The organism is Pseudomonas sp. C7.1, from assembly GCF_056312395.1.
Window position 1 is genome coordinate 2,439,680 of sequence record NZ_JBWDTL010000003.1, and the last position, 20,916, is coordinate 2,460,595.

Below are 20,916 nucleotides of genomic sequence, written 5' to 3' on the forward strand. Positions count from 1 at the left end.
CCAAAAGGAGCACATAGACGCAATCTTGGTCGATCTGAGCCTGCCAGACAGCCAAGGCATGGACTCCTTCGACAGCTTATTCGCCGTCGCCCCCAGCATTCCGATCATGATCCTCAACGAACTCGAAGACGAACAGCAAACCTGGGAGACCATCCAGCGCGGAGCCCAGGGCTGCCTGTCCAAGGGCCACTTCAGCAGTTACCTGGTGCCGCAATCGCTGCGCAATATCATCCAGCGCAAAGCGGTGGAAGAGACCCTGTTCTTCGAAAAAGCCCGGGCCGAACTCACCCTCAACTCAATCAGTGACGCCGTAATAAGCACCGACCTGCAGGGTAACGTCGACTACCTCAATCACGCCGCTGAGCAGATGACCGGCTGGCAACTTGACGCCGCTCAAGGCCGGCCGATTGAGGAGGTGATGCGCCTGATCAACGAGAAAACCCGCGAAACAGTGCCCAACCCCATCCTCAAGGTACTGCAACACGATGAGCGCAAACTGCTGGCCCCCGGCACGATACTGGTCCGCCGCGATGGCAGCGAAGCCGCTATCGAGGACTCCGCCGCACCGATTCACGACTCGGCAGAACGCCTCAAAGGCGCGGTAATGGTCTTCCACGACATGACCGCCACCCACGCGATGACTGAGAAAATGACCCATCTGGCGCAGCACGATACCCTGACCAACCTGCCCAACCGCGCCCTGCTCAATGACCGGATCAACCAGGCGATTGCCCTGGCCGAACGCAGTAGCAGCAGCAGCAGCCTGGCCTTGCTGTTTCTCGACCTGGATAACTTTAAGCACATCAACGACTCACTCGGCCACGGCATCGGCGACCAGCTGCTGCAGGCAGTGGCGCTGCGTTTGAGCGACTGTGTGCGCAACTCCGATACCGTCAGCCGACTGGGCGGTGACGAATTTGTCGTGCTGCTGAGCGAGAATCAGTCAGCCGAAGATGCTGCACGTACGGCCGAAAAAATCCTCAGCGCCCTGGCCGTGCCCCACAGCATTGCCCAACAGCAGCTGCACATCACGGCCAGTATCGGTATCAGCACCTACCCCAACGATGCCACGGATGCGCAAAGCCTGATCAATAATGCCGACACGGCGATGTATCTGGCCAAGGATGAAGGCCGCAACAACTACCAGTTTTTCCGCCGAGAGATGAATATTCACGCAGTGGAGCGCCAGTTGATCGAAGCGCACCTGCGCACGGCCATGGAGAACAACGAATTTACCCTCCATTACCAGCCCAAGATCGACCTGCAAACCGGCCAGATCACCAGTGCCGAAGCCCTGATCCGCTGGCAGCATCCGGCCTGGGGCATGCTTCTGCCGGCACGCTTTATTCCCGTTGCCGAGGCGTGCGGCCTGATCGTGCCACTGGGCCGCTGGGTACTGCTGCAAGTCTGCGTCCAGGCCAAGCGCTGGGAGAACTGTGGTTACACGCTGGACTCGATAGCCGTGAACATCTCGGCCATAGAGTTTCGCCGTAAGGATTTTGTCGACAGCGTAGAAAGCGCCCTGAGAATCACAACCCTGCACCCCAACAAGCTGCAACTGGAGATCACCGAAAGCGTGCTGATGCGTGACGCCCAGGCCAGCGCCACGATCCTGCAGCAGCTCAAAGCCCTAGGCGTGCAACTGGCGGTGGACGGCTTCGGCACCGGTTACTCAAGCCTCAGTTACCTCAGCCAATTCCCCATTGATGTGCTGAAAATTGATCGCTCCCTTGTTCAGGGCATTCACAACAGCAACGGCATTATCGTCAGCGTCGTGATCGCCATGGGCAAGAGCCTGCAACAGCGAGTGATCGCCGAAGGCATCGAGGAGACCGCGCAGCTGGATTTCCTGCGCGACCTTCACTGCACCGAAGGCCAGGGCTTTTTGTTCAGCCACCCGGTCAGCGCGGGGAGCTTCGGCGACCTACTGCGCCTCGGCATCAGCTCGCAGCTCAACACACCGTACCAGGCAACCGGCTCCTGAGGCCTACTGCTGTTTTCAACGCAGTATCAGCAACGTGGGTAGTTTTTCAGCGGCCTGCTAGAACTGCGCGTGGTAGTCGGCCTGTAGCGCGGCATAACACTCACAGGTCGCACGCTCCAGCCCGGCGCGATCAAGGATATTGATCTGCCCACGGCTGTAGCTGATCAAGCCACGCGCCTGCAATGCTGCAGCGGCCATCGATACACCACTGCGGCGCACGCCAAGCATGTCGGCAAGAAACTCATGGGTCAGGTGCAAATGATCGGCGTGAGCACGGTCGTGAGTCATCAGTAACCAACGCGCCAGGCGCGGTTCTATCTCATGAAAGCGCGTGCAGGCCGCGCTCTGTGATAGCTGCGCCATCACCACATACAGATAGCGCTTGAGCACGCGCAACAGCGCAGGGCTGTTAAGCAGCTCCTGCTTGAACAACTGACTACTGATGCGCAAGGCACTGCCGGAGCCCTGCACCACTGCGCGCATGGGCGCCAGACCAATACCCAGCGCGAGGGTTGCACCGAGCATGCCTTCGTTGCCTATCAGACCCATTTCCAGGGGCTGATGCCCTTCCAGGGTGGCGACCAACGAGATAAACCCGCTAAGGGGAAAGTACACATGGCGAATTGGTTGATTGGCCTCGTGTAACACGCTGCCAAAAACCAGTTCCACCGGTTCACAGCCCTCGAGGAGTCGTTTGCGTTGTTTGCTCGGCAGCCCTTCGATCAGGCGGCTGAGAATTTGCAGCGGTGCTTTAACAGACATTCAATTGTCCCGAGCACGGCTAGCCAAAGAATGGCGCGACAGCTGTGCTTGACGCTCTCGCCGCTGCAGCTTGCCTCAGCAAGCGGCAGCGCTCTGTGCGCTGCGGCACTCAAGCACGGGCATTAACCTGTTAACTACGCACGCAACAAAGCAGCGCTATGAATGCCCACTTTATAAGGCAGTAAACGGTCGGTTTCACGCTTGACCACGGCGTAGCACTCACAGCACAAGCTCTCAAGCTTGTCGCGGTCGAGCACGGTGATCAGCCCGCGGCTGTAGTCGATCACACCCTGACGATGCAATTTGCCGGCCGCCTCGGTAACGCCCTCGCGGCGCACGCCAAGCATATTGGCGATCAGCTCCTGGGTCATGGCCAGCTGGTTGCCCGACAGCCGATCAAGCGATAGCAGCAGCCAGCGGCACAGCTGCTGATCAATCGAGTGGTGGCGGTTGCACACGGCCGTCTGCGCCATCTGGGTAATCAGCGCCTGGCTGTAGCGCAACATCAGGTGCAGCATCTCGCCATGGCGGTTGAACTCTTCCTTGAAGCGTTTACCGGATACCCGATAGGCGCTGCCGCCACTTTGCACAATGGCGCGGCTGGTGGTGCTTTCTCCGCCCATAAACAGCGCCACGCCAATCAACCCGTCATTACCCACTACGGAAATCTCTGCCGATGCGCCGCTTTCCATCACATAGAGTAAGGAGACGATGGAGTCGGTGGGAAAGTAGACATGGCGCAAGGTGTCGCCCGACTCATAGAGCACCACACCCAGCGGCATGTCCACCAGCTCGAGGTGCGGCAACAAGCGCTCAATCACCTCACTGGGCAGAGCGGCTAGCAGATGGTTTTGTCGGGGGTTGGGGGCTATGGACATCACTGTCTCCGGTACTCTTAGGCCTGCTGGCAATAAATTCGCGCTCGCTACAGAGCCTTAATTTCGCGCGCCAGCATAATCTAATCTGTTTTTTTGTCTGTACGGTACCGTACAAATGGCACCATGCAGAACACCAAAACGTCCACGCGCCGCGCCCACGAAAGGCCTCAATACAGCGTTGACGAGCATTTCCGGCTATTCTTGGCAGCCTTTTTATGCCGCAGGATGACCCAAATGAACGCCCAGCTCGAAGAACTGATCAGCAAAATAAGCTCGGGCTGCATGCTGGCTGAAGAAATCACGCGCATCGCCGATGAAGCGGCGCAGGCCTACGCCGACCCACAGGCCTTCCTCGCCGCCAACCCGGATATCAATTACGACGACAGCTTCCCGATCCCGCTGGGCGAATGGGTGGTGGCCGGCAGCCTGCCGGAAACCGTGTTGTTTCAAGCCGACAGCTATGACGCCCTGTTCCAGCAAATCACCGCGTCGTTTGGCCCGCAGGTGAGCTTTGTGCTCAAGCCCAAGCAACTGGTGAAAGTCGAGCCACTGAAAGCGCTAAACCGCATCCAGGTGCAACTTTCCAGCCTGTCACCGCAAACCCAGGGCTATGTGCTGCTGGATTTCAGCGAACCGCTGGATGACGAGCTGCAAGCGGTGCTGGTGTACAGCACTGACCTGGCGCGGGTGATGGAATTGGCGGTGGAAGTGGGCATCTACGCCGCGCCGGCTTATGAAGCGCTGAAAGCCGCGCAAGAAGCCGAATAAAACCAGAAATGAACCAGGCTAACGGCCTGGCGATCAGGAATGATTACGGCGCAACTCGGCCAGCTTGGCCGCCAAGGCATCCAATTCGGCGTTCTGCCCGGGTGGCAATTGGCGTAGCACCGCCTGGCTCAGGCGCATCTGCCGGATAAACCGCCGGCAGTGCTGACACATGGCCAGGTGCAAGCGCACCGACAGGCGTTTGCGCAGGCCCAGTTGGCCATCAAGAAATTCGCTGGAGTGGGCTACCAACTCCTTGCAGCTCAACATTGGCCGGTCTCCTCAAAATGCTCCAAGGTGGCGAATACCTTGAGCCGCGCGCGGTGCAGCAGCACCCGCACATTGGAGAGCGAGACTTGCAACAGATTACAGATGTCCTCCAACTCCAGCCCTTCGCGCTCACGCAGGTGCAACACACTGCCCTGCTGCTCGGAGAGGCTGGCCAGGGTTTTCTCCAGGCATTCACGCAATTCATCCTCGGTCAGCAATGCTTCCGGGGAGTCGTGATGCCAGGCATGCGGGGCCAGCAACCAATGGCCATCAGCGCTGAAACGCTCATCGCCAATACTGCCATGGGGCGAGGGAATATCGTCGAGCAGCACTTCGCGGCGATTGCCCTTGAGGCGGGTTTTCGCGGTGTTGGCCGTGATGGTCAGCAGCCAGGTTTTCAGGCTGGAACGCGCCTGAAACCCATCCAGGCTACGCACCACGGCCAGCCAGGCATCCTGCACCACTTCATCGGCATTACGGCTGCCGACAATGGCAAAGGCCACCGCGCGCATCGCCCCCTGATAGGTGGCGACCAGCTCGCGGTAGGCCTTCTGCTCGCCTGCACGCAGACGAGTGAGCAGCGCCTGATCGGCCGGGTAATCCATTAGTGCTTACGCAGAATCACGCTACCAATCGAATACCCTGCACCGAACGAGCTGAGCACGCCCAGGGCGCCGCTTGGCAGGTCTTCTTGGTATTTGTGCAGGGCGATTACCGAGCCGGCCGAGCTGGTGTTGGCGTAGGTGTCGAGAATCACCGGCGCCTCACCTGGTTCGGCGTCGCGACCCAGCAGCTTACGGGCGATCAGCAGATTCATATTGAGGTTGGCCTGGTGCAGCCAGAAGCGCTTCACATCGCCGACGTTCAGCTTGTTCTCGGCCAGGTGCGCGGCAATCAGTTCGGCAACCATCGGACAGACGTCCTTGAACACCTTGCGACCTTCCTGGACGAACAGCTTATCGCGCGCACTGCTGCTCTCTTTGGCGTCCTCATCCGCACAGCGGTTAAGGAAGCCGAAGTTGTTGCGGATGTTGTTGCTGAACTGGGTGATCAGCTTGGTGCCGACGATATCGAACTGGTAGTTCGAAGTGGCCTGGTCAGCACGTTCGATGATTACCGCAGTGGCGGCGTCACCGAAAATAAAGTGGCTGTCGCGGTCACGGAAGTTCAGGTGGCCGGTGCAGATTTCCGGGTTGACCATCAGAATCGCGCGAGCCTGGCCCAGTTGCACGCTGTTGGCGGCAGCCTGGATGCCGAAGGTGGCCGAAGAACAAGCCACGTTCATATCGTAACCAAACCCCTGAATGCCCAGCGCAGCCTGCACTTCAATCGCCACGGCCGGGTAGGCGCGCTGCAAATTCGAGCACGCGACGATCACCCCATCAATATCGGCGGCGGTTTTGCCGGCGCGGGCCATAGCCTCTTTGGCGGCGCCTACGGCCATTTCGCAGAGGATGCCCCAGTCTTCATTGCTGCGCTCAGGCAGGCGCGGCGCCATGCGCTTGGGGTCAAGGATGCCGGCCTTGTCCATGACAAAGCGGCTCTTGATGCCCGAGGCTTTTTCGATAAAACCACTGCTCGACTCGCTCAGCGCTTCGACTTCACCGCTGGCGATGGCTGCGGCGTTGTCGGCATTAAACAGCTGCACAAAGGTGTTGAACGACTCGACCAACTCATCGTTGGAAATACTGTTTGCCGGGGTATAGAGGCCGGTACCACTGATCACGACGTTATGCACAGTCATTCCTCTTGTTCTTCGCCGCAGGCAGCGGCCAGTTATGCGATACGCCCAGGGCAGGTTAGGAGCCTGTCGGGCTTGACCGTTCGTAGCGAGGGAAAGTCCGGATCGAGTCAGTTTTGTTGGTCTTTCGAGGCGAATAGCGAGCTATTTAACGAGAAAGAGCAGCAAAAATGGCCGAGCCCGGCTTTTCCGCAGTAGAACAGTGTCAAGTCCGACAGGCTCCTAGGCCGTGGGCAAAAAAACGGCTGACAGGCTCAGCAAACTCGATCCATGAAACGTCCTGTTACGTGCTGCGGAGTGTGCCACAGCCAGGGGGGCTTCGTCCGCTCAGCACGTCAGGCCAACTGCAACAAGCTGCCGGCTATTGAGGCAAAGATGCTCACAACGTGGCGCAAGACACATCCCGCCAGGGCCTGCGAGCCGGCGCTTGAGCAATCTTATCCCTCCGACGATAACGTCAAGGAAGCTAAACGCTGACAACACCGGCCCTGCCTCATCGGCAAGCCCCCTCGACCGGTAGCGCTCAGCACCCGCAGCTTGACTATCCAGTCACAGCATGAAAGAACAGAGGCACCCAGACCCCGCCCTGCACTCTCCCGTTTCTGGATACCTGTCTTATGGCCCTGCATACCTGGCTGATTTTTCTTACAGCAGTATTTGGCCTGTCGCTGACCCCAGGCCCCAACGGCCTGCTCGCGCTCAGCCATGGCGCCTTGTATGGCCATCGTAAAACCCTATTTACCGTTAGCGGTGGGGTGCTCGGTTTTACCCTGCTGATGGCCTTGTCGATGCTCGGTATCGGCACTTTGCTGCAAGCCTCAGCGCAGGCGTTGACCCTCCTCAAGTGGCTTGGCGGTGCCTACCTGATCTGGCTGGGCATTCAACTCTGGCGAGCGCCGCCCCTGCACCTGGCCATGGCCGAGAAAACTGTCGAGCGCAGCGGCTTCAAGCTATTTCGCCAAGGCTTGCTGTCGGCGTTATCCAACCCCAAGGTAATCCTGTTTTTTGGTGCCTTTCTGCCGCAGTTTCTCGATCCGCGAGGTGACCTCTGGCTGCAGTTCGCCATCATGGCGCTGACCTTTGCCGTGGTCGAAGGCAGCGTCGAATATCTACTGGCGCGTATGGCTCATCGCGTTCGGCCCTGGCTGCAACGTAGCGGCAAAGGCTTCAACCGTTGCTGCGGTGGGCTGTTTGCCTTGATGGGCGCAGCCCTGCCGATAACCCGTTAAACCGCCTACACCGCAAAGGATCTGTCCTGGTGCCCAATCTGTTGCCTGCCCTGCTGTTGCTCACCCTGAGCGGCTCACCATTCGCCGCTGAGCGGGCGCTGCGCTTCTCGATCAACGACAGCTGGGCCATGCCCATGGCGCGCATCGAAGACGGCAAAGCTGTGGAAGGTATTCTGGTCGATCTGCAACAGCGCCTAGCCGCCAAAGTCGGGCGCAGGGCCGAGCTGGTGGTGATACCGCGCCTGCGGGTACAGCACGCACTGGATAACGGCGAAATCGATGTACGCTGCTACATCAGCCCGAACTGGGCCAATAGCGGCCACCATCGCTATATCTGGAGCCTGCCATTTATGACCCAGCGCGATGTGCTGGTAGGCGTTAATCCCGAGGAACTACAAGCCGAACAGCTGCTCAGTGGACGCTTAGGCACCGTCCTCGGTTTCACCTATCAGCGCCTGGAGCCGCTGTTTGCCAGCAAGCAGATCCAGCGCGAAGACGCGCGCACCCAAGAGCAGGTGCTACTCAAACTGAGTGCCCGGCGCTACCGCTACGCCATCAGCAACGAACTCTCGCTGCACTGGTTCAACCGCCACCAAGCGCCTGACCAGAAACTCTACAACCTCGGCGAAGTGGCCGCCGAACCAATCGCCTGTATCGTCCGCGACGCCCCGGATGTCCCGACCATGGCCCTGCTACGCGCCATGGTGCAGATGAAACAGGCTGGCGAATTTGACGAGTTGCTCTCGCGTTACCGCTGAAGCATACGTCGGTGATACCGCCTGCGGGCACTCAATCAGAGTCTAAAAGCGTTGCGGGCGAGAACACCAGCGCCTCAGCGACAGGCACCGGTGTGCTGCGAGTTACTGACTAAGCGGCAGGATGTCGAACCCCTTGCGGTTATCGCTGACGATGCGGAAGTTCTGTTGCGAGCCCGGCTGAACCTTCACGGCCAACTCACGGCGCAGACGGCCCATGCCGCACAGAGTGTCGTCCATCTCGTCGATGCCAATGCTCAACACCCGCGTGCCGACTGGCACTTGAAAACGCACCTGCTCACCCACGCCGATACGCGCGGCCACCTTACGGTCGACCAACACCGCCACATAGCAGCCGCCGCCCATGCCACCAAAGTCGCGATTAACCTGCAACTGCCCACCCTGCACCAGCGGTGCCTGGTAGCCCAGCAAGCGGTCAGCCGGCACGGGTTTTACATCCTCTGGCGCAGGCTTCCAGGACGAACAGCCAGCCAACAGCAACAGCGGTAAAACGGCACACATCAATCGCATATGACGCATGGAAGCCCTCCATGGGCGCAGAAAACAACAAAGGGAAACGGCTAAAACGGCTTGAGTATTGCCCCTGACGTGGCCGGCCTCAAGTACAGCCTGCTGCACCGCCGCGAGCAGGCATTGATCAGCCGGCGATGCGCTTGAGTAGACGCGCTTGCAGCGCTGCCAGCTCTTGCGGAGTCGCCTTGCCACCGGCGTGCACACTGAGCGTCTCGCCAACGTAGCGCGGCACGATATGCATATGGATGTGGAACACCGTCTGCCCGGCCGGCGCGCCATTAAACTGCGCCACCTGCACCCCGGCAGGCTCAAGCTCGGCGATGATGACGCCTGTAAGCTTCTGCACCACGGCCATCACCTTGCTCAGGCTGCCTTCATCGATGTCCAGAATATTGCGCGCCGCCGCGCGCTTGGGGATCACCAGCGTATGGCCGTAGGACTGCGGAAACACATCGAGGAAGGCCAGCACATCCTCATCTTCGTACAGCTTGTAGCAAGGGGCTTCGCCGCGAATGATCTGGGCAAAGATATTCTGGTTGTCGTATTCGCCGTGCAGGCTCATTGGGGTTCTCCAGTACGCTGGGGTTGAGAAGGCCCCAACCATACCGATTTCTGCACGCGGGGAAAAATCTGCGACCTGACCAAATGGCCAATCACCGCTATCCTGCGCCTTTCGCCAGCTAACCCGGAGCGCTCATGTCAGCCCTTTCCGCCTACCCGATCACCCACAAATGGCCCGCCCAACACCCCGAGCGCCTGCAGCTCTATTCGCTGCCCACGCCCAACGGCGTTAAGGCCTCGATCATGCTCGAAGAAACCGGCCTGGCCTACGAAGCGCACTTGGTCAGCTTCGACAGCAACGACCAGCTCAGCGATGAATTCCTCTCGCTCAACCCCAACAACAAAATCCCCGCCATCCTCGACCCTAACGGCCCAGGCGGCAAACCGCTGGCGCTGTTCGAGTCCGGGGCGATTCTGATCTACCTGGCGGAAAAGACCGGCCAGCTATTAGCCCAAGACGCTGCCACACGCTACGAAGCCCTGCAGTGGCTGATGTGGCAGATGGGCGGCATCGGCCCAATGTTCGGCCAGCTCGGTTTCTTCCATAAATTCGCCGGCAAGGACTACCCGGACAAACGCCCACGCGACCGCTACGTCGCCGAATCCCAGCGCCTGCTCGGCGTGCTCGAGCAACGCCTGCAAGGCCGTAGCTGGATCATGGGTGAGGACTACAGCATCGCCGACATCGCCGTATTTCCCTGGGTGCGTAATCTGGTGGGCTTCTACGAGGCGGGTGAGTTGGTGGAATTCGAGCGTTTCAGCAATGTGCAGCGAGTGCTGCAAGCCTTTGTCGAGCGGCCGGCCGTGATCAAAGGTCTGGCCACACCAGTACGCGGCTAAAATAGTCGCCAGCAACCCATTCAACGCGTAAAAAGCGCCACGAGAACCGATATGAACAACCTTATCCAACAGACTGCGGTGACAGCATGATCGAGGTAACCGAGCGTTCCATTGCCCAGCTGCGCGCCGCGCTCGACGCCGGCCAGACCACGGCGGTCGAACTGGTGCAGGCCTACCTTGCGCGCATCGACGCCTACGATGGTGCCGACACGCCAACCCAGCTCAACGCCGTGGTCGTGCGCAATCCCGATGCGCTTAAAGAAGCCCAAGCCTCCGATGCACGCCGCGCCCGTGGCGAAACCCTCGGCCCGCTCGACGGCATCCCCTACACCGCCAAGGACAGCTACCTGGTCAAGGGCCTCACCGCCGCGTCCGGCAGCCCAGCGTTCAAGGACCTGGTCGCCCATCGCGATGCCTTTACCGTCGAGCGCTTGCGCGGCGCCGGAGCCATCTGCCTGGGCAAAACCAATATGCCGCCCATGGCCAACGGCGGCATGCAGCGCGGCGTGTATGGCCGGGCGGAAAGCCCGTACAACGCCGACTACCTCACCGCGCCCTTCGCCTCCGGCTCCTCCAACGGCACTGGCACCGCCACGGCTGCCAGCTTTGCCGCTTTCGGCCTGGCCGAAGAAACCTGGTCGAGCGGTCGCGGGCCGGCGTCGAACAATGGTCTGTGCGCCTACACGCCGTCGCGCGGGGTGATCTCGGTGCGCGGCAACTGGCCGCTGACGCCGACCATGGACGTGGTGGTGCCCTACGCCCGGACCATGGCCGATCTGCTCGAAGTGCTCGACATCGTGGTCGCCGACGACCCGGACACCCGTGGCGACCTCTGGCGCCTGCAGCCCTGGGTGCCAATCCCTAAAGCCTCCGATGTACGCCCAGCCGCCTATGCAGAGCTTGCCGCCAAAGCCGATGCCCTGACCGGCAAACGCTTTGGCGTGCCACGCATGTTTATCAACAAGGATGAAGAGGCCGGCACCAGCGAGAACCCCGGCATAGGCGGCCCAACCGGCCAACGCATCCACACCCGCGCCTCGGTGATCGACCTGTGGAAAGCCGCGCGCAAGACGCTGGAAGCCGCCGGCGCCGAAGTGATCGAAGTCGACTTTCCGCTGGTGTCCAACTGCGAAGGCGATCGCCCCGGCGCGCCGACCGTGTACAACCGTGGCATCGTCACCCCGCAGTTCCTCCATGACGAGTTGTGGGAACTGAGCGGCTGGGCCTTTGACGACTTCCTGCGCGCCAACGGCGATCCCACGCTGAACACACTGGCGGACGTCGACGGCCCCCAGATATTCCCCCACGACCCCGGCACCCTGCCCAACCGCGAAGGCGATCTGGCCGCCGGCATGGATGAATACGTCAATATGGCCAAGCGCGGCCTGAAGACCTGGGAGCAGATCGAAACCCTGCCCGACGGCCTGCGCGGCCTGGAACACACCCGCAAGCTCGACCTGGAAGACTGGATGGACAGCCTGGGCCTCGACGCCGTGCTGTTCCCCACCGTCGCCGACGTCGGCCCGGCAGATGCCGACGTCAATCCTGCGTCTGCCGATATCGCCTGGAGCAACGGCGTTTGGGTGGCCAACGGCAACCTGGCCATCCGCCACCTAGGCGTGCCCACCGTCACCGTGCCCATGGGCGTGATGGCCGACATCGGCATGCCCGCAGGCCTGACCTTCGCCGGCCGCGCCTACGACGACTCCGCCCTGCTGCGCTATGCCGCCGCGTTCGAGTCCACCGGCTCGAAACGCCTGGTACCGCCACGTACGCCACCGCTGTCGCGCGGCTAACGCCGGAAACAACAAAGCCGCTCACGTGAGCGGCTTTGTTATATGAAATTAGGGCAACGACTCGCGGTGTGAACCGGGATGGCAAGGAGTAGCGTGTCACTGGCTGAAAACAGCCTGAAACAGCAAGCCTGGAGTACCGAAACTGGACGCACCAAAGCGGTAGGCCTCACAGAAGGGTAGGACGGCTGAACGCTTACAAAAAAGGGGCGGCTCGCGCCGCCCACTCTTTTGTCCCTAGTCCCTGTATTTCCCAGCTCATCATCTTGATGAATCGCATCTTGCGATGTCCTGATTGTCTTCCTGACAACCTGTGCTTGTCCCTGAGCACAGGTGTAATACTAGCGATTTACGCTTTCCTAACAAGCGCCGAAAATGCCACCCACTTGAAGCTCACACTATATTTGAAGACTCAAATATCTTTTAAATCAGTAATTTAAAAAATTAAGAACCTTTTCCTGGTCGCTTTGCGCACCAATGGCTTACGCAGCCTGTAAGCAATAGCTTACATAAGCACTCGCAAAACTCGCTAAGAGTGGTTTCCGACGTTATGCAGATGCACCTTAAAGAAGTAACCGCCTCTGGCCCCCAAAACAAAAAACCCAGCCAAGGCCGGGTTCCGTGTTAACGCATCAAGCTCACTGGAACAGTGAATCACTCGACAGGCCATTCTTCTCCAGAATTTCCCGCAGACGCTTAAGCGCTTCAACCTGAATCTGCCGAACGCGCTCACGGGTCAGACCGATCTCCTGGCCAACTTCTTCCAGGGTGCAGCTCTCATGGCCTCGCAGACCGAAGCGGCGAATCACCACCTCACGCTGCTTGTCGGTCAGTTCAGACAGCCACTGATCAATGCTTTGCGAGAGGTCATCATCCTGCAGCAACTCGCAGGGGTCGGTGGGGCGATCATCGGTCAGGGTATCGAGCAGGGTTTTGTCCGAATCCTGGCCCAATGAGACATCCACCGAGGAAACCCGCTCATTCAGGCCGAGCATGCGTTTGACTTCGCCCACCGGTTTTTCCAGCAGGTTGGCAATTTCTTCTGCAGAAGGCTCGTGGTCGAGCTTCTGGGTCAATTCGCGAGCAGCACGCAGGTAGACGTTGAGCTCTTTGACCACATGAATAGGTAAGCGAATGGTACGGGTCTGATTCATGATCGCCCGTTCAATGGTCTGGCGGATCCACCAGGTGGCGTAGGTCGAGAAACGGAACCCACGCTCGGGGTCGAACTTCTCTACTGCGCGGATCAAGCCGAGGTTGCCCTCTTCGATCAGGTCCAACAAGGACAAGCCGCGATTGACGTAACGGCGAGCAATCTTCACCACCAGGCGCAGGTTGCTTTCAATCATGCGCTTGCGCCCCGCAGGGTCGCCCTTCTGCGCTAAGCGCGCAAAGAACACTTCTTCTTCAGGGGTTAGTAGAGGGGAAAAACCGATTTCGTTGAGGTACAGCTGAGTGGCGTCGAGCGCGCGGGTGTAATCGATGTACTTGTGCTGTTTGCTGCTAGCGGTGGAAGCTTTTGCTTTACTGCGGGAAAGTGGCGGTTGCGCTTCTTCGTCTGAATCATCGTCAAGGACAATAGCAGCCTCCATCAGGAGCACTTCATCATCGACGTCAGACCCCGGCGCTTCTTTTTTATTGAGAGCCATTTTTATTTTTCCTTGCTGAGTTCGACAGCAAGCTTTAGGCGACCGAATCCCTGGTTACACCAAAGCCTGTCCCTCCCACGTGGTGGAGACAGGCTAGCGCAAGATCAACGTCGCGGCAGGTATTGCAGCGGGTCAACAGGTTTACCTTGGCGGCGTACTTCAAAGTGAAGTTTCACCCGGTCGGTTCCTGTGGAACCCATTTCGGCAATTCTCTGCCCGGCTTTGACCCGTTGCCCCTCCTGCACCAACAGCCTGCGGTTGTGACCGTAGGCGCTTACGTAGGTATCGCTATGTTTGATGATCACTAATTCGCCGTAGCCCCGTAAACCACTCCCGGCGTAGACCACTGAACCATCAGACGCAGCTAAAACAGGCTGGCCCAATTCTCCGGCTATATCAATGCCTTTATTCAAACTGCCGTTTGAGGAAAAACGCCCGATAACAGTCCCATTAGACGGCCACAACCAGCCCGATGCAGAACGCTGCGTGGGCGGTAGCGCGGTGACGCTGGGGGTGGTTTTTACTGGTGTTGGCCGCTGGGTTTGCACCGGCCGGGTCTGAATGGGTGTGCTCGGTCGACCAGACGGCTTGACCACTACTGGCGCAGTCGCCACTACAGACGGGCGACTGGCAGACTGCCCATCAAAGCGAATGATCTGGCCAACCCGAATTAGATAAGGCGGTGCAATGCCATTACGTGCCGCCAGCGCTTTCCAGTCCCAGCCGAAGCGAAAAGCAATCGAGTACAGCGTATCGCCCCGTTGCACCTGATACTGCCCACTGCTGACTGGCTGGCGCTGCGATGCCTGGCTACCACCATGGGTCCGGTCAACCACCTTGACGCCACCCGGTGGTGGGCTCGCGCAGGCGCTAAGCAGCGCACCGAGGATAAGGCCACTCAACAGGGTACGAGCACTGCTGGCGCGAATCGGCAATTGAATGGCTGTGAAACTCACCTGCATCTCCCTTGGGCAAAACGGCTTACATCTAACTGGCGTGCATTGTGCCGCAATTATGGGTTATCACCAGCGCTTTGCGGATTACGCCCGGCCAGCCATTCCAGGCCCAACACCAGCAGGATGCCGGCAATCGCCAGGGCAATTGCCAGCAGCAACTGCGGGTCCTGGCCGCTGATTTCGGCGAACTGCGCGGGCCAGAGATTGGCTTGCAGCAACGGTACCTGCTTGCCATGGCTGTCGGTAAGCCAGGTCAGGGTCTCCTTCCATGGCCAGATCTTGTTCAGCGAACCGATCATCAGCCCGGTGAGAAACGCGAGGGTCAGGTCACGCCAACGCGCCAACAGCCAGCGCAGAATCCCGGCAAAACTGACAATCCCCACCAGACATCCGCTGGCAAAAATCAGCAGCACCGTAATGTCCAGGCCCTTCACCGCCGTCAGCACGAAGCTGTACAGGCCCAGCAGCACCAGAATAAAGCTGCCGGAAATACCCGGCAGAATCATCGCGCAAATGGCGATGGCACCGGCGAAGAACAGGCTCAGCGGGTCATGTCCCAACTGCAGTGGCGACGCCACGGTAATCCAGTAGGCGAATGCCGCCCCCAGAACCAGGCTGACTACCCGCGTCCAGTTCCAACACTGGATTTCGCGCACCACCAAATGTGTGGAAACCAGAATCAGACCGAAGAAGAACGACCACACCGGAATCGGTTGTTCGACCAGCAGATAGGTGATCAACCGCGCGAGGCTGAGCACGCTGGTCAAGACACCCAGCAGCAACACCAGCAGAAAGGTCGCATTGGCAGCCTTCCAGGCCTCAACAACACGCCCGCGCAGGAATAGACCCAGGGCCACCGGCACACTGGCAATCGAACGCAGCAGCTCATCATAGATACCGCTGATAAAAGCCACAGTGCCACCCGACACACCGGGCACCACGTCAGCAGCGCCCATGGCGATGCCTTTGGCGTAGAGCAGGAAATACTTCTTCATGGGTTCATCCGTAAACAATCGAAATCAGGCCAAGGGCCCGTTGAGCAAGGGCACAAAGCGCACTGCATCCAGCACATGCCGGGAGAAGCCATCTTCTTCACGGACGATCAGCATCAGCTCCTGCACATCGCCTGCGCCGACCGGAATAACCAGGCGCCCGCCCAGGGCCAACTGATCCAGCAAGGCTTGCGGTACATTGGCCGCCGCAGCAGTGACGATAATGCCGTTGTACGGGCCCAGGGCATTCCAGCCTTCCCAGCCGTCGCCCCAGCGGAATACCACATTACGCAGGTTGAGCTGGGTCAGACGCTCCTTGGCTTTTTCCTGCAGGCTCTGGATTCGCTCGACGCTGAATACCCGCTCGACCAACTGCGCCAGAATCGCGGTCTGGTAGCCCGAACCGGTGCCGATCTCCAGCACCTTATCTAAGGGGCCGGCCGCCAGCAGCAGCTCGCTCATGCGCGCGACCATATAGGGCTGCGAGATGGTCTGGTTGTTGCCAATCGGCAGCGCGGTGTCTTCGTAGGCGCGATGGGCCAGGGCCTCATCGACAAACAGATGACGCGGCGTGCGGCGAATGGCTTCCAGCACATGGGCGTTGGACAGCCCTTCTTCGTACAGTCGTTGAATCAAGCGTTCGCGAGTACGCTGCGAAGTCATGCCGATGCCGCGATGGTGCAATTCGTCCTGTTCACGGCGGATCACAGCAGGCCCTCCAGCCAAGGTTTCAGGCTGTTGAAACCGTCGACAAAGGTGCGATCCAGCTGCAGCGGGGTGACCGAGACATAACCCTGCATCACCGCATGAAAATCCGTACCAGGGCCGCCATCTTCGGCATCGCCAGCCACCGAGATCCAGTAACCCTCTTTACCGCGCGGGTTGACCACCTTGACCGGCGCTGCAGCGCGAGCGCGATGGCCCAGGCGGGTCAGCTGGATGCCACGGATATGCTCCAGCGGCAGATTGGGGATATTCACGTTAAGTACGGTACGCGGCGGCAGATCGAGCTGCTCATGGGCTTCCACAAGCTTGCGGGCGAAATAAGCAGCGGTCGCCAGGTTGTCCGGCAGACGTGAGAGCAGGGAAAAGGCAAAGGCCGGGCGGGCCAGGAAGCGCCCTTCAAGGGCCGCAGCTACGGTGCAGGAATACAGCACGTCATCGCCCAGGTTGGCACCCAGGTTAATGCCCGACACCACCAGGTCCGCCACCTGCGGCAACAGGCCATTGAGGCCCAGGTGCACGCAATCGGTCGGCGTACCGTTCAGGCTGATATAGCCATTGGGCAGCGTGGTCGGGTGCAGGGGGCGGTCGAGGGTCAGCGAGCTGCTAGCGCCGCTCTTGTCCTGATCGGGGGCAATCACTGTGCACTCGGCATAGTCGGCCAGCGCCGCATGCAGCGCAGCAAGGCCTGGCGCAGCAACGCCGTCATCATTGGAAATCAGAATACGCATGGGTTGTCCGTCTGCCCTGCAGGCAACAGATCGACGAGCTCACGCACCAAGACGGTGGCAAAGCATCCAGCCGGCAGGACGAATTCCAGTTGCAGAATGTCAGGCTCGGGATAATGCCACGACAGGCCGCCAATGGGGAGGCGCAGGATACGCCGTTCGTGCGTCATGTCCGCTTCTGCCAACCAGTCGACCAGCGCACTTTCGCGCGCACCAATCTGCTGTTCCAGCGTTTGCGCCACACCCGCGGCGCCAGAAACACCAGCGCCCCACAACGGGCCCGTCGGATGTAGATCGAGAATCGCCAGGCGCGGATCGTTGCATTCGGCCTCACCGGCAACAAAGAAGCTGCGGCTGTCGGTAAAGGCCAGTAGATCCCCCAGCAATGCCTGGTTCCAGGTGCCGGCAGCGACTCGCTCGGCCAGCACTTGGTTGAACAGGTAGCTGCGCGCCGCCGAGAGCACCCGCGAGCGCACATTGCGTTTCTCCGGCAGGCTCTTGTTCGCCGCAAAATGCCGCGCATGGGCGACATTACCGCCCTCGAAGCCGAAGCGCTGCAAGCCGTAATAATTGGGAATGCCCTGGGCGGCGATCTGCGTCAGGCGTTGCTCCAGTGCTTCACGGTAGGCCGCCAGCTGGGTCAGGCGCAGGGTAAAACCGTTGGCCGCATGGGCACCGCGCTGCAATTTGCGGGTATGCCGCACCTGCTTGAGGATGCTCAGGCTGGCGTCGACTGCGGCGCTCAGGTCGGGATCGAGCTTGCCCGGCAGATGCAAGCTGAACCACTGACGGGTCAGGGCCTGACGGTCCTTGAGGCCGGCGTAGCTGATCATCTTCAGCGGCACGCCAGCGGCGCGGGCGATACGCTTGGCCGCCTCTTCGGTGTTCAGCTCGCGCTTCTCCACCCACAGCCAGAGGTGCTCGCCCTCGCCGGCCAGCGGAATATCCAGCACTTCATCGACCTGAAAATCTTCCGCCACGGCCTTAAGCACCGCCGTACCGCAGGGCTCGCCATAGGCGCGCGGCCCCAGCAATTCGAGTTCGTTCATCGGGCGACCAACAGCGCGACGGCATGCACGGCGATACCTTCTTCACGACCGGTAAAGCCGAGTTTTTCGGTAGTGGTGGCCTTGACGTTGACCTGATCCAGTCTCACCTGCAGGTCTTCGGCAATCCGCGCACGCATGGTGTCGATATGCGGGGCCATCTTCGGCGCCTGAGCGACGATGGTGGCGTCGACATTGCCCACCTGCCAGCCCTTGGCATGAATCAGGCCGAGCACATGGCGCAGCAGCATGCGGCTGTCCGCGCCCTTGAAGGTTGGATCGGTGTCGGGAAAATGTTTGCCGATATCACCCAACGCCGCCGCACCGAGCAAGGCATCGCTCAGGGCATGCAACAGCACGTCGCCATCGGAATGGGCCAGCAGGCCGAATTTATGGGGAATTTGCACGCCGCCGAGGGTGATGAAATCGCCCTCACCGAAGCGGTGCACATCGTAGCCGTGGCCAATACGCATAAGAAACAACGCCCTGAAAAAGTCAGGGCATGATTCTACATGGTGGAGCCAGGGGGGACGCCTAGTTCTTGCTGGCGATGCTTTGCTCCGAGCGCTGATCGCCAGCAAGCTGGCTCCTACAGGCTTTTATCACATGAGCGCCTTGGCGTGATGACGCAGGTGGTCGTCGATAAAGCTGGCGATAAAGTAGTAGCTGTGGTCGTAGCCGGGCTGCAGGCGCAGGGTCAACGGGTGGCCGGCAGCCTGGGCCGCCGCCTTGAGCGCATCCGGCTTGAGCTGGTTTTCCAGGAAATCATCACGATCACCCTGGTCGACCAGAATCGGAAGCTTCTCCGTGGCATCGCTAAGCAAAGCGCAGGCATCCCATTCGCGCCAGCGCGAACGCTCATCACCCAAGTAACGCGAGAACGCCTTCTCACCCCAGGGGCAATTGCTCGGGTTGCTGATCGGCGCAAACGCCGACAGTGACTGGTAGCGCCCCGGATTACGCAGCGCACAAACCAGCGCACCGTGGCCACCCATGGAATGGCCGCTGATGCCGCGCTTGTCGGATACCGGGAAATTCGCCTCGATCAACGCCGGCAGTTCCTGCACCACATAGTCATACATGCGGTAATGCCGCGCCCAGGGCTCCTGAGTGGCATTGACGTAGAAGCCAGCACCCAGACCGAAATCCCAGGCTTTATCTGGATCATCCGGCACCTCAGGACCACGCGGGCTGGTATCCGGCGCAACAATAATCATCCCCAGCTCGGCCGCCAGCTTGTGCGCGCCGGCCTTGTGCATAAAGTTCTCATCGGTGCAGGTCAGCCCGCTCAGCCAATACAGCACCGGCAGCTTGCCACCCTGCTCGGCCTGCGGCGGCAGGTAAACGGCAAACACCATATCGCAGCCCAGCACCGCCGAACGATGGCGATAGCGTTTATGCCAGCCACCAGCACTCTTCTGGCAGGAAATATTTTCCAAGGTCATAGGGCCTCCATTGGGCGGCAGTGAAAGCCGCCCAGCGTGATCAGAAGTGGATAACAGTGCGGATGCTCTTGCCTTCATGCATCAGGTCAAAGGCTTTGTTGATGTCATCCAGCGGCATGTTGTGGGTAATAAAGGTATCCAGCGGGATTTCGCCCTTCTGCGCCTTTTCCACATAGCTCGGCAGCTCGGTACGGCCCTTGACGCCACCGAAGGCCGAGCCGCGCCAGACGCGCCCAGTTACCAGCTGGAACGGACGGGTGCTGATTTCCTGGCCGGCACCGGCCACACCGATAATCACCGACTCGCCCCAGCCCTTGTGCGCACACTCCAGCGCGGCGCGCATTAGCTGCACATTGCCCACGCACTCGAAGGAATAATCTACGCCGCCGTCGGTCATCTCGACGATTACCTCCTGAATCGGCTTGGCGAATTCCTTGGGGTTGATAAAGTCGGTCGCCCCCAGCTCACGAGCCACATCGAACTTGGCCGGGTTGATATCGATGGCGATGATGCGGCTGGCCTTGGCCATCTTCGCGCCGATGATTGCTGCCAGACCAATACCGCCAAGGCCGAAGATCGCCACGGTAGCGCCCTCCTCCACCTTGGCGGTGTTGAGCACGGCACCGATACCGGTAGTCACGCCACAACCGAGCAGGCAGACCTTCTCCAGCGGCGCATCTTTAGGGATCACCGCCAGGGAGACTTCCGGCAGCACGGTGTATTCGGAGAAGGTCGAGCAACCCATGTAGTGATAGATCGGCTCGCCGTTGTAGGAAAAACGACTGGTACCGTCCGGCATCAGGCCCTTGCCCTGAGTGGCGCGCACCGAACTGCATAGATTGGTCTTGCCCGAGGTGCAGAATTTACAAACGCGGCATTCGGCGGTGTACAGCGGAATCACATGGTCGCCGACCTGCACCGAAGTCACGCCCTCGCCGATGGCTTCGACGATGCCGCCGCCTTCATGGCCGAGAATCGCCGGGAACACCCCTTCGGAGTCTTCACCGGACAGGGTGTAGGCATCGGTATGGCACACGCCAGTGGCGACAATGCGCACCAGCACTTCCCCGGCCTTGGGCGGCGCGACGTCGACTTCGACGATTTGCAGCGGCTGATTGGGGGCAAAGGCTACGGCAGCACGGGACTTGATCATGGTCGCTCTCCAGCGGATTCAACGGTGGCGAAGAGTGTAGATCAGTGATCCAGATAGATAATCCGCCAAAAAACAAAACATTCTTGCTATACAGGGACAATCAACCGACAAC

General features: G+C 60.0%; 22 protein-coding genes. 6 read left to right on the plus strand and 16 right to left on the minus strand.

The genetic code is table 11. From position 1 onward, the window contains the following. The first annotated feature begins 25 nt into the window (after positions 1-25). Entirely contained in the window at positions 26-1,984 is a 1,959-nt protein-coding gene (locus AC0T4W_RS14935; RefSeq protein WP_476320192.1) for a GGDEF/EAL domain-containing response regulator, read from the plus strand. Positions 1,985-2,041: 57 nt separating this feature from the next. On the opposite strand, the gene AC0T4W_RS14940 is transcribed toward AC0T4W_RS14935, so the two are convergent. Together AC0T4W_RS14940 and AC0T4W_RS14945 are read right to left on the minus strand one after the other, a co-directional pair. Then, the gene (locus tag AC0T4W_RS14940; protein WP_476320194.1) at positions 2,042-2,746 is read right to left on the minus strand and encodes a Crp/Fnr family transcriptional regulator; all 705 of its coding nucleotides are present in this window, start codon (positions 2,744-2,746) and stop codon (positions 2,042-2,044) included. A 134-nt stretch (positions 2,747-2,880) separates the two neighbouring features. Then, a complete protein-coding gene (locus AC0T4W_RS14945) occupies positions 2,881-3,624 on the minus strand; it encodes a Crp/Fnr family transcriptional regulator (RefSeq protein ID WP_476320196.1) in 744 nt (247 codons plus the stop codon). A gap of 234 nt (positions 3,625-3,858) precedes the next feature. Here AC0T4W_RS14945 and AC0T4W_RS14950 point away from each other — a divergent pair, with 234 nt between their 5' ends. Next, a complete protein-coding gene (locus AC0T4W_RS14950) occupies positions 3,859-4,392 on the plus strand; it encodes a hypothetical protein (protein ID WP_476320198.1) in 534 nt (177 codons plus the stop codon). 33 nt (positions 4,393-4,425) lie between these two features. On the opposite strand, the gene AC0T4W_RS14955 is transcribed toward AC0T4W_RS14950, so the two are convergent. Genes AC0T4W_RS14955 through AC0T4W_RS14965 form a run of 3 tightly spaced genes read right to left on the minus strand, consistent with a single transcriptional unit; the run spans position 4,426 to position 6,397 of the window. Beyond that, positions 4,426-4,659 carry an anti-sigma factor family protein gene (locus AC0T4W_RS14955; RefSeq protein WP_476320200.1) on the minus strand — a complete coding sequence of 78 codons (234 nt, stop codon included), beginning with the start codon at positions 4,657-4,659 and terminating at the stop codon, positions 4,426-4,428. After that, complete coding sequence (locus AC0T4W_RS14960; protein WP_476320202.1) at positions 4,653-5,264, minus strand: RNA polymerase sigma factor; 612 nt, start codon at positions 5,262-5,264, stop codon at positions 4,653-4,655. The genes AC0T4W_RS14955 and AC0T4W_RS14960 overlap by 7 nt, the downstream gene beginning before the upstream one ends. Continuing rightward, positions 5,264-6,397, minus strand: a complete 1,134-nt coding sequence (locus AC0T4W_RS14965) for a beta-ketoacyl-ACP synthase III (RefSeq protein WP_476323687.1) — start codon at positions 6,395-6,397, stop codon at positions 5,264-5,266. The genes AC0T4W_RS14960 and AC0T4W_RS14965 overlap by 1 nt, the downstream gene beginning before the upstream one ends. Before the next feature lie 620 nt (positions 6,398-7,017). Between AC0T4W_RS14965 and AC0T4W_RS14970 the strand changes: the two genes are divergently transcribed. After that, positions 7,018-7,629, plus strand: a complete 612-nt coding sequence (locus AC0T4W_RS14970) for a LysE family translocator (RefSeq protein WP_476320205.1) — start codon at positions 7,018-7,020, stop codon at positions 7,627-7,629. Between the two features lie 29 nt (positions 7,630-7,658). After that, a complete protein-coding gene (locus AC0T4W_RS14975; RefSeq protein WP_476320207.1) occupies positions 7,659-8,387 on the plus strand; it encodes a substrate-binding periplasmic protein in 729 nt (242 codons plus the stop codon). 102 nt (positions 8,388-8,489) lie between these two features. On the opposite strand, the gene AC0T4W_RS14980 is transcribed toward AC0T4W_RS14975, so the two are convergent. Next, positions 8,490-8,915, minus strand: a complete 426-nt coding sequence (locus AC0T4W_RS14980) for a 3-isopropylmalate dehydratase (RefSeq protein ID WP_476323690.1) — start codon at positions 8,913-8,915, stop codon at positions 8,490-8,492. Positions 8,916-9,042: 127 nt separating this feature from the next. Continuing rightward, a complete protein-coding gene (locus AC0T4W_RS14985) occupies positions 9,043-9,480 on the minus strand; it encodes an HIT family protein (RefSeq protein WP_476320209.1) in 438 nt (145 codons plus the stop codon). 134 nt (positions 9,481-9,614) lie between these two features. Here AC0T4W_RS14985 and AC0T4W_RS14990 point away from each other — a divergent pair, with 134 nt between their 5' ends. Both AC0T4W_RS14990 and AC0T4W_RS14995 read left to right on the plus strand, forming a co-directional pair. After that, positions 9,615-10,319, plus strand: a complete 705-nt coding sequence (locus AC0T4W_RS14990) for a glutathione S-transferase N-terminal domain-containing protein (RefSeq protein ID WP_476320212.1) — start codon at positions 9,615-9,617, stop codon at positions 10,317-10,319. Between the two features lie 86 nt (positions 10,320-10,405). Then, complete coding sequence (locus AC0T4W_RS14995) at positions 10,406-12,115, plus strand: amidase (protein ID WP_476320215.1); 1,710 nt, start codon at positions 10,406-10,408, stop codon at positions 12,113-12,115. Between the two features lie 635 nt (positions 12,116-12,750). Here the strand turns inward: AC0T4W_RS14995 and rpoS are convergent. From rpoS to AC0T4W_RS15040, 9 genes are all read right to left on the minus strand, one after another. Then, entirely contained in the window at positions 12,751-13,761 is a 1,011-nt protein-coding gene (gene rpoS, locus AC0T4W_RS15000) for an RNA polymerase sigma factor RpoS (RefSeq protein ID WP_476320218.1), read from the minus strand. Positions 13,762-13,865: 104 nt separating this feature from the next. Further along, a complete protein-coding gene (locus tag AC0T4W_RS15005) occupies positions 13,866-14,696 on the minus strand; it encodes a peptidoglycan DD-metalloendopeptidase family protein (RefSeq protein ID WP_476323693.1) in 831 nt (276 codons plus the stop codon). 77 nt (positions 14,697-14,773) lie between these two features. Continuing rightward, entirely contained in the window at positions 14,774-15,712 is a 939-nt protein-coding gene (locus AC0T4W_RS15010) for a polyprenyl-phosphate transporter (RefSeq protein ID WP_476320221.1), read from the minus strand. Positions 15,713-15,736: 24 nt separating this feature from the next. Next, the gene (locus AC0T4W_RS15015) at positions 15,737-16,372 is read right to left on the minus strand and encodes a protein-L-isoaspartate(D-aspartate) O-methyltransferase (RefSeq protein ID WP_476323696.1); all 636 of its coding nucleotides are present in this window, start codon (positions 16,370-16,372) and stop codon (positions 15,737-15,739) included. A gap of 41 nt (positions 16,373-16,413) precedes the next feature. Continuing rightward, positions 16,414-17,163 carry a 5'/3'-nucleotidase SurE gene (gene surE, locus AC0T4W_RS15020; protein ID WP_476320223.1) on the minus strand — a complete coding sequence of 250 codons (750 nt, stop codon included), beginning with the start codon at positions 17,161-17,163 and terminating at the stop codon, positions 16,414-16,416. Then, positions 17,151-18,209, minus strand: coding sequence for a tRNA pseudouridine(13) synthase TruD (gene truD / locus AC0T4W_RS15025; RefSeq protein WP_476320226.1), 1,059 nt, complete (start codon positions 18,207-18,209; stop codon positions 17,151-17,153). The genes surE and truD overlap by 13 nt, the downstream gene beginning before the upstream one ends. Continuing rightward, positions 18,206-18,679, minus strand: a complete 474-nt coding sequence (gene ispF, locus AC0T4W_RS15030; RefSeq protein ID WP_476320229.1) for a 2-C-methyl-D-erythritol 2,4-cyclodiphosphate synthase — start codon at positions 18,677-18,679, stop codon at positions 18,206-18,208. The genes truD and ispF overlap by 4 nt, the downstream gene beginning before the upstream one ends. Before the next feature lie 129 nt (positions 18,680-18,808). Beyond that, positions 18,809-19,651: an S-formylglutathione hydrolase gene (fghA, locus tag AC0T4W_RS15035; protein ID WP_476320231.1), complete on the minus strand. Its 843-nt coding sequence runs from the start codon at positions 19,649-19,651 to the stop codon at positions 18,809-18,811. 40 nt (positions 19,652-19,691) lie between these two features. Next, positions 19,692-20,804 (minus strand): S-(hydroxymethyl)glutathione dehydrogenase/class III alcohol dehydrogenase, encoded by a 1,113-nt coding sequence (locus tag AC0T4W_RS15040; protein WP_476320233.1) that lies wholly within the window; start codon positions 20,802-20,804, stop codon positions 19,692-19,694. Between the last annotated feature and the right edge of the window lie 112 nt (positions 20,805-20,916).

What these genes read in the sequence shown, in the direction of transcription:
- AC0T4W_RS14940 (WP_476320194.1), bottom strand. Translation starts at nt 2,746, where the DNA reads ATGTCTGTTAAAGCACCGCTGCAAATTCTCAGCCGCCTGATCGAAGGG.
- AC0T4W_RS14945 (WP_476320196.1), bottom strand. Translation starts at nt 3,624, where the DNA reads ATGTCCATAGCCCCCAACCCCCGACAAAACCATCTGCTAGCCGCTCTG.
- AC0T4W_RS14950 (WP_476320198.1), top strand. Translation starts at nt 3,859, where the DNA reads ATGAACGCCCAGCTCGAAGAACTGATCAGCAAAATAAGCTCGGGCTGC.
- AC0T4W_RS14955 (WP_476320200.1), bottom strand. Translation starts at nt 4,659, where the DNA reads ATGTTGAGCTGCAAGGAGTTGGTAGCCCACTCCAGCGAATTTCTTGAT.
- AC0T4W_RS14960 (WP_476320202.1), bottom strand. Translation starts at nt 5,264, where the DNA reads ATGGATTACCCGGCCGATCAGGCGCTGCTCACTCGTCTGCGTGCAGGC.
- AC0T4W_RS14970 (WP_476320205.1), top strand. Translation starts at nt 7,018, where the DNA reads ATGGCCCTGCATACCTGGCTGATTTTTCTTACAGCAGTATTTGGCCTG.
- AC0T4W_RS14980 (WP_476323690.1), bottom strand. Translation starts at nt 8,915, where the DNA reads ATGCGATTGATGTGTGCCGTTTTACCGCTGTTGCTGTTGGCTGGCTGT.
- AC0T4W_RS14985 (WP_476320209.1), bottom strand. Translation starts at nt 9,480, where the DNA reads ATGAGCCTGCACGGCGAATACGACAACCAGAATATCTTTGCCCAGATC.
- AC0T4W_RS14990 (WP_476320212.1), top strand. Translation starts at nt 9,615, where the DNA reads ATGTCAGCCCTTTCCGCCTACCCGATCACCCACAAATGGCCCGCCCAA.
- AC0T4W_RS14995 (WP_476320215.1), top strand. Translation starts at nt 10,406, where the DNA reads ATGATCGAGGTAACCGAGCGTTCCATTGCCCAGCTGCGCGCCGCGCTC.
- rpoS (WP_476320218.1), bottom strand. Translation starts at nt 13,761, where the DNA reads ATGGCTCTCAATAAAAAAGAAGCGCCGGGGTCTGACGTCGATGATGAA.
- AC0T4W_RS15010 (WP_476320221.1), bottom strand. Translation starts at nt 15,712, where the DNA reads ATGAAGAAGTATTTCCTGCTCTACGCCAAAGGCATCGCCATGGGCGCT.
- AC0T4W_RS15015 (WP_476323696.1), bottom strand. Translation starts at nt 16,372, where the DNA reads ATGACTTCGCAGCGTACTCGCGAACGCTTGATTCAACGACTGTACGAA.
- surE (WP_476320223.1), bottom strand. Translation starts at nt 17,163, where the DNA reads ATGCGTATTCTGATTTCCAATGATGACGGCGTTGCTGCGCCAGGCCTT.
- truD (WP_476320226.1), bottom strand. Translation starts at nt 18,209, where the DNA reads ATGAACGAACTCGAATTGCTGGGGCCGCGCGCCTATGGCGAGCCCTGC.
- ispF (WP_476320229.1), bottom strand. Translation starts at nt 18,679, where the DNA reads ATGCGTATTGGCCACGGCTACGATGTGCACCGCTTCGGTGAGGGCGAT.
- fghA (WP_476320231.1), bottom strand. Translation starts at nt 19,651, where the DNA reads ATGACCTTGGAAAATATTTCCTGCCAGAAGAGTGCTGGTGGCTGGCAT.
- AC0T4W_RS15040 (WP_476320233.1), bottom strand. Translation starts at nt 20,804, where the DNA reads ATGATCAAGTCCCGTGCTGCCGTAGCCTTTGCCCCCAATCAGCCGCTG.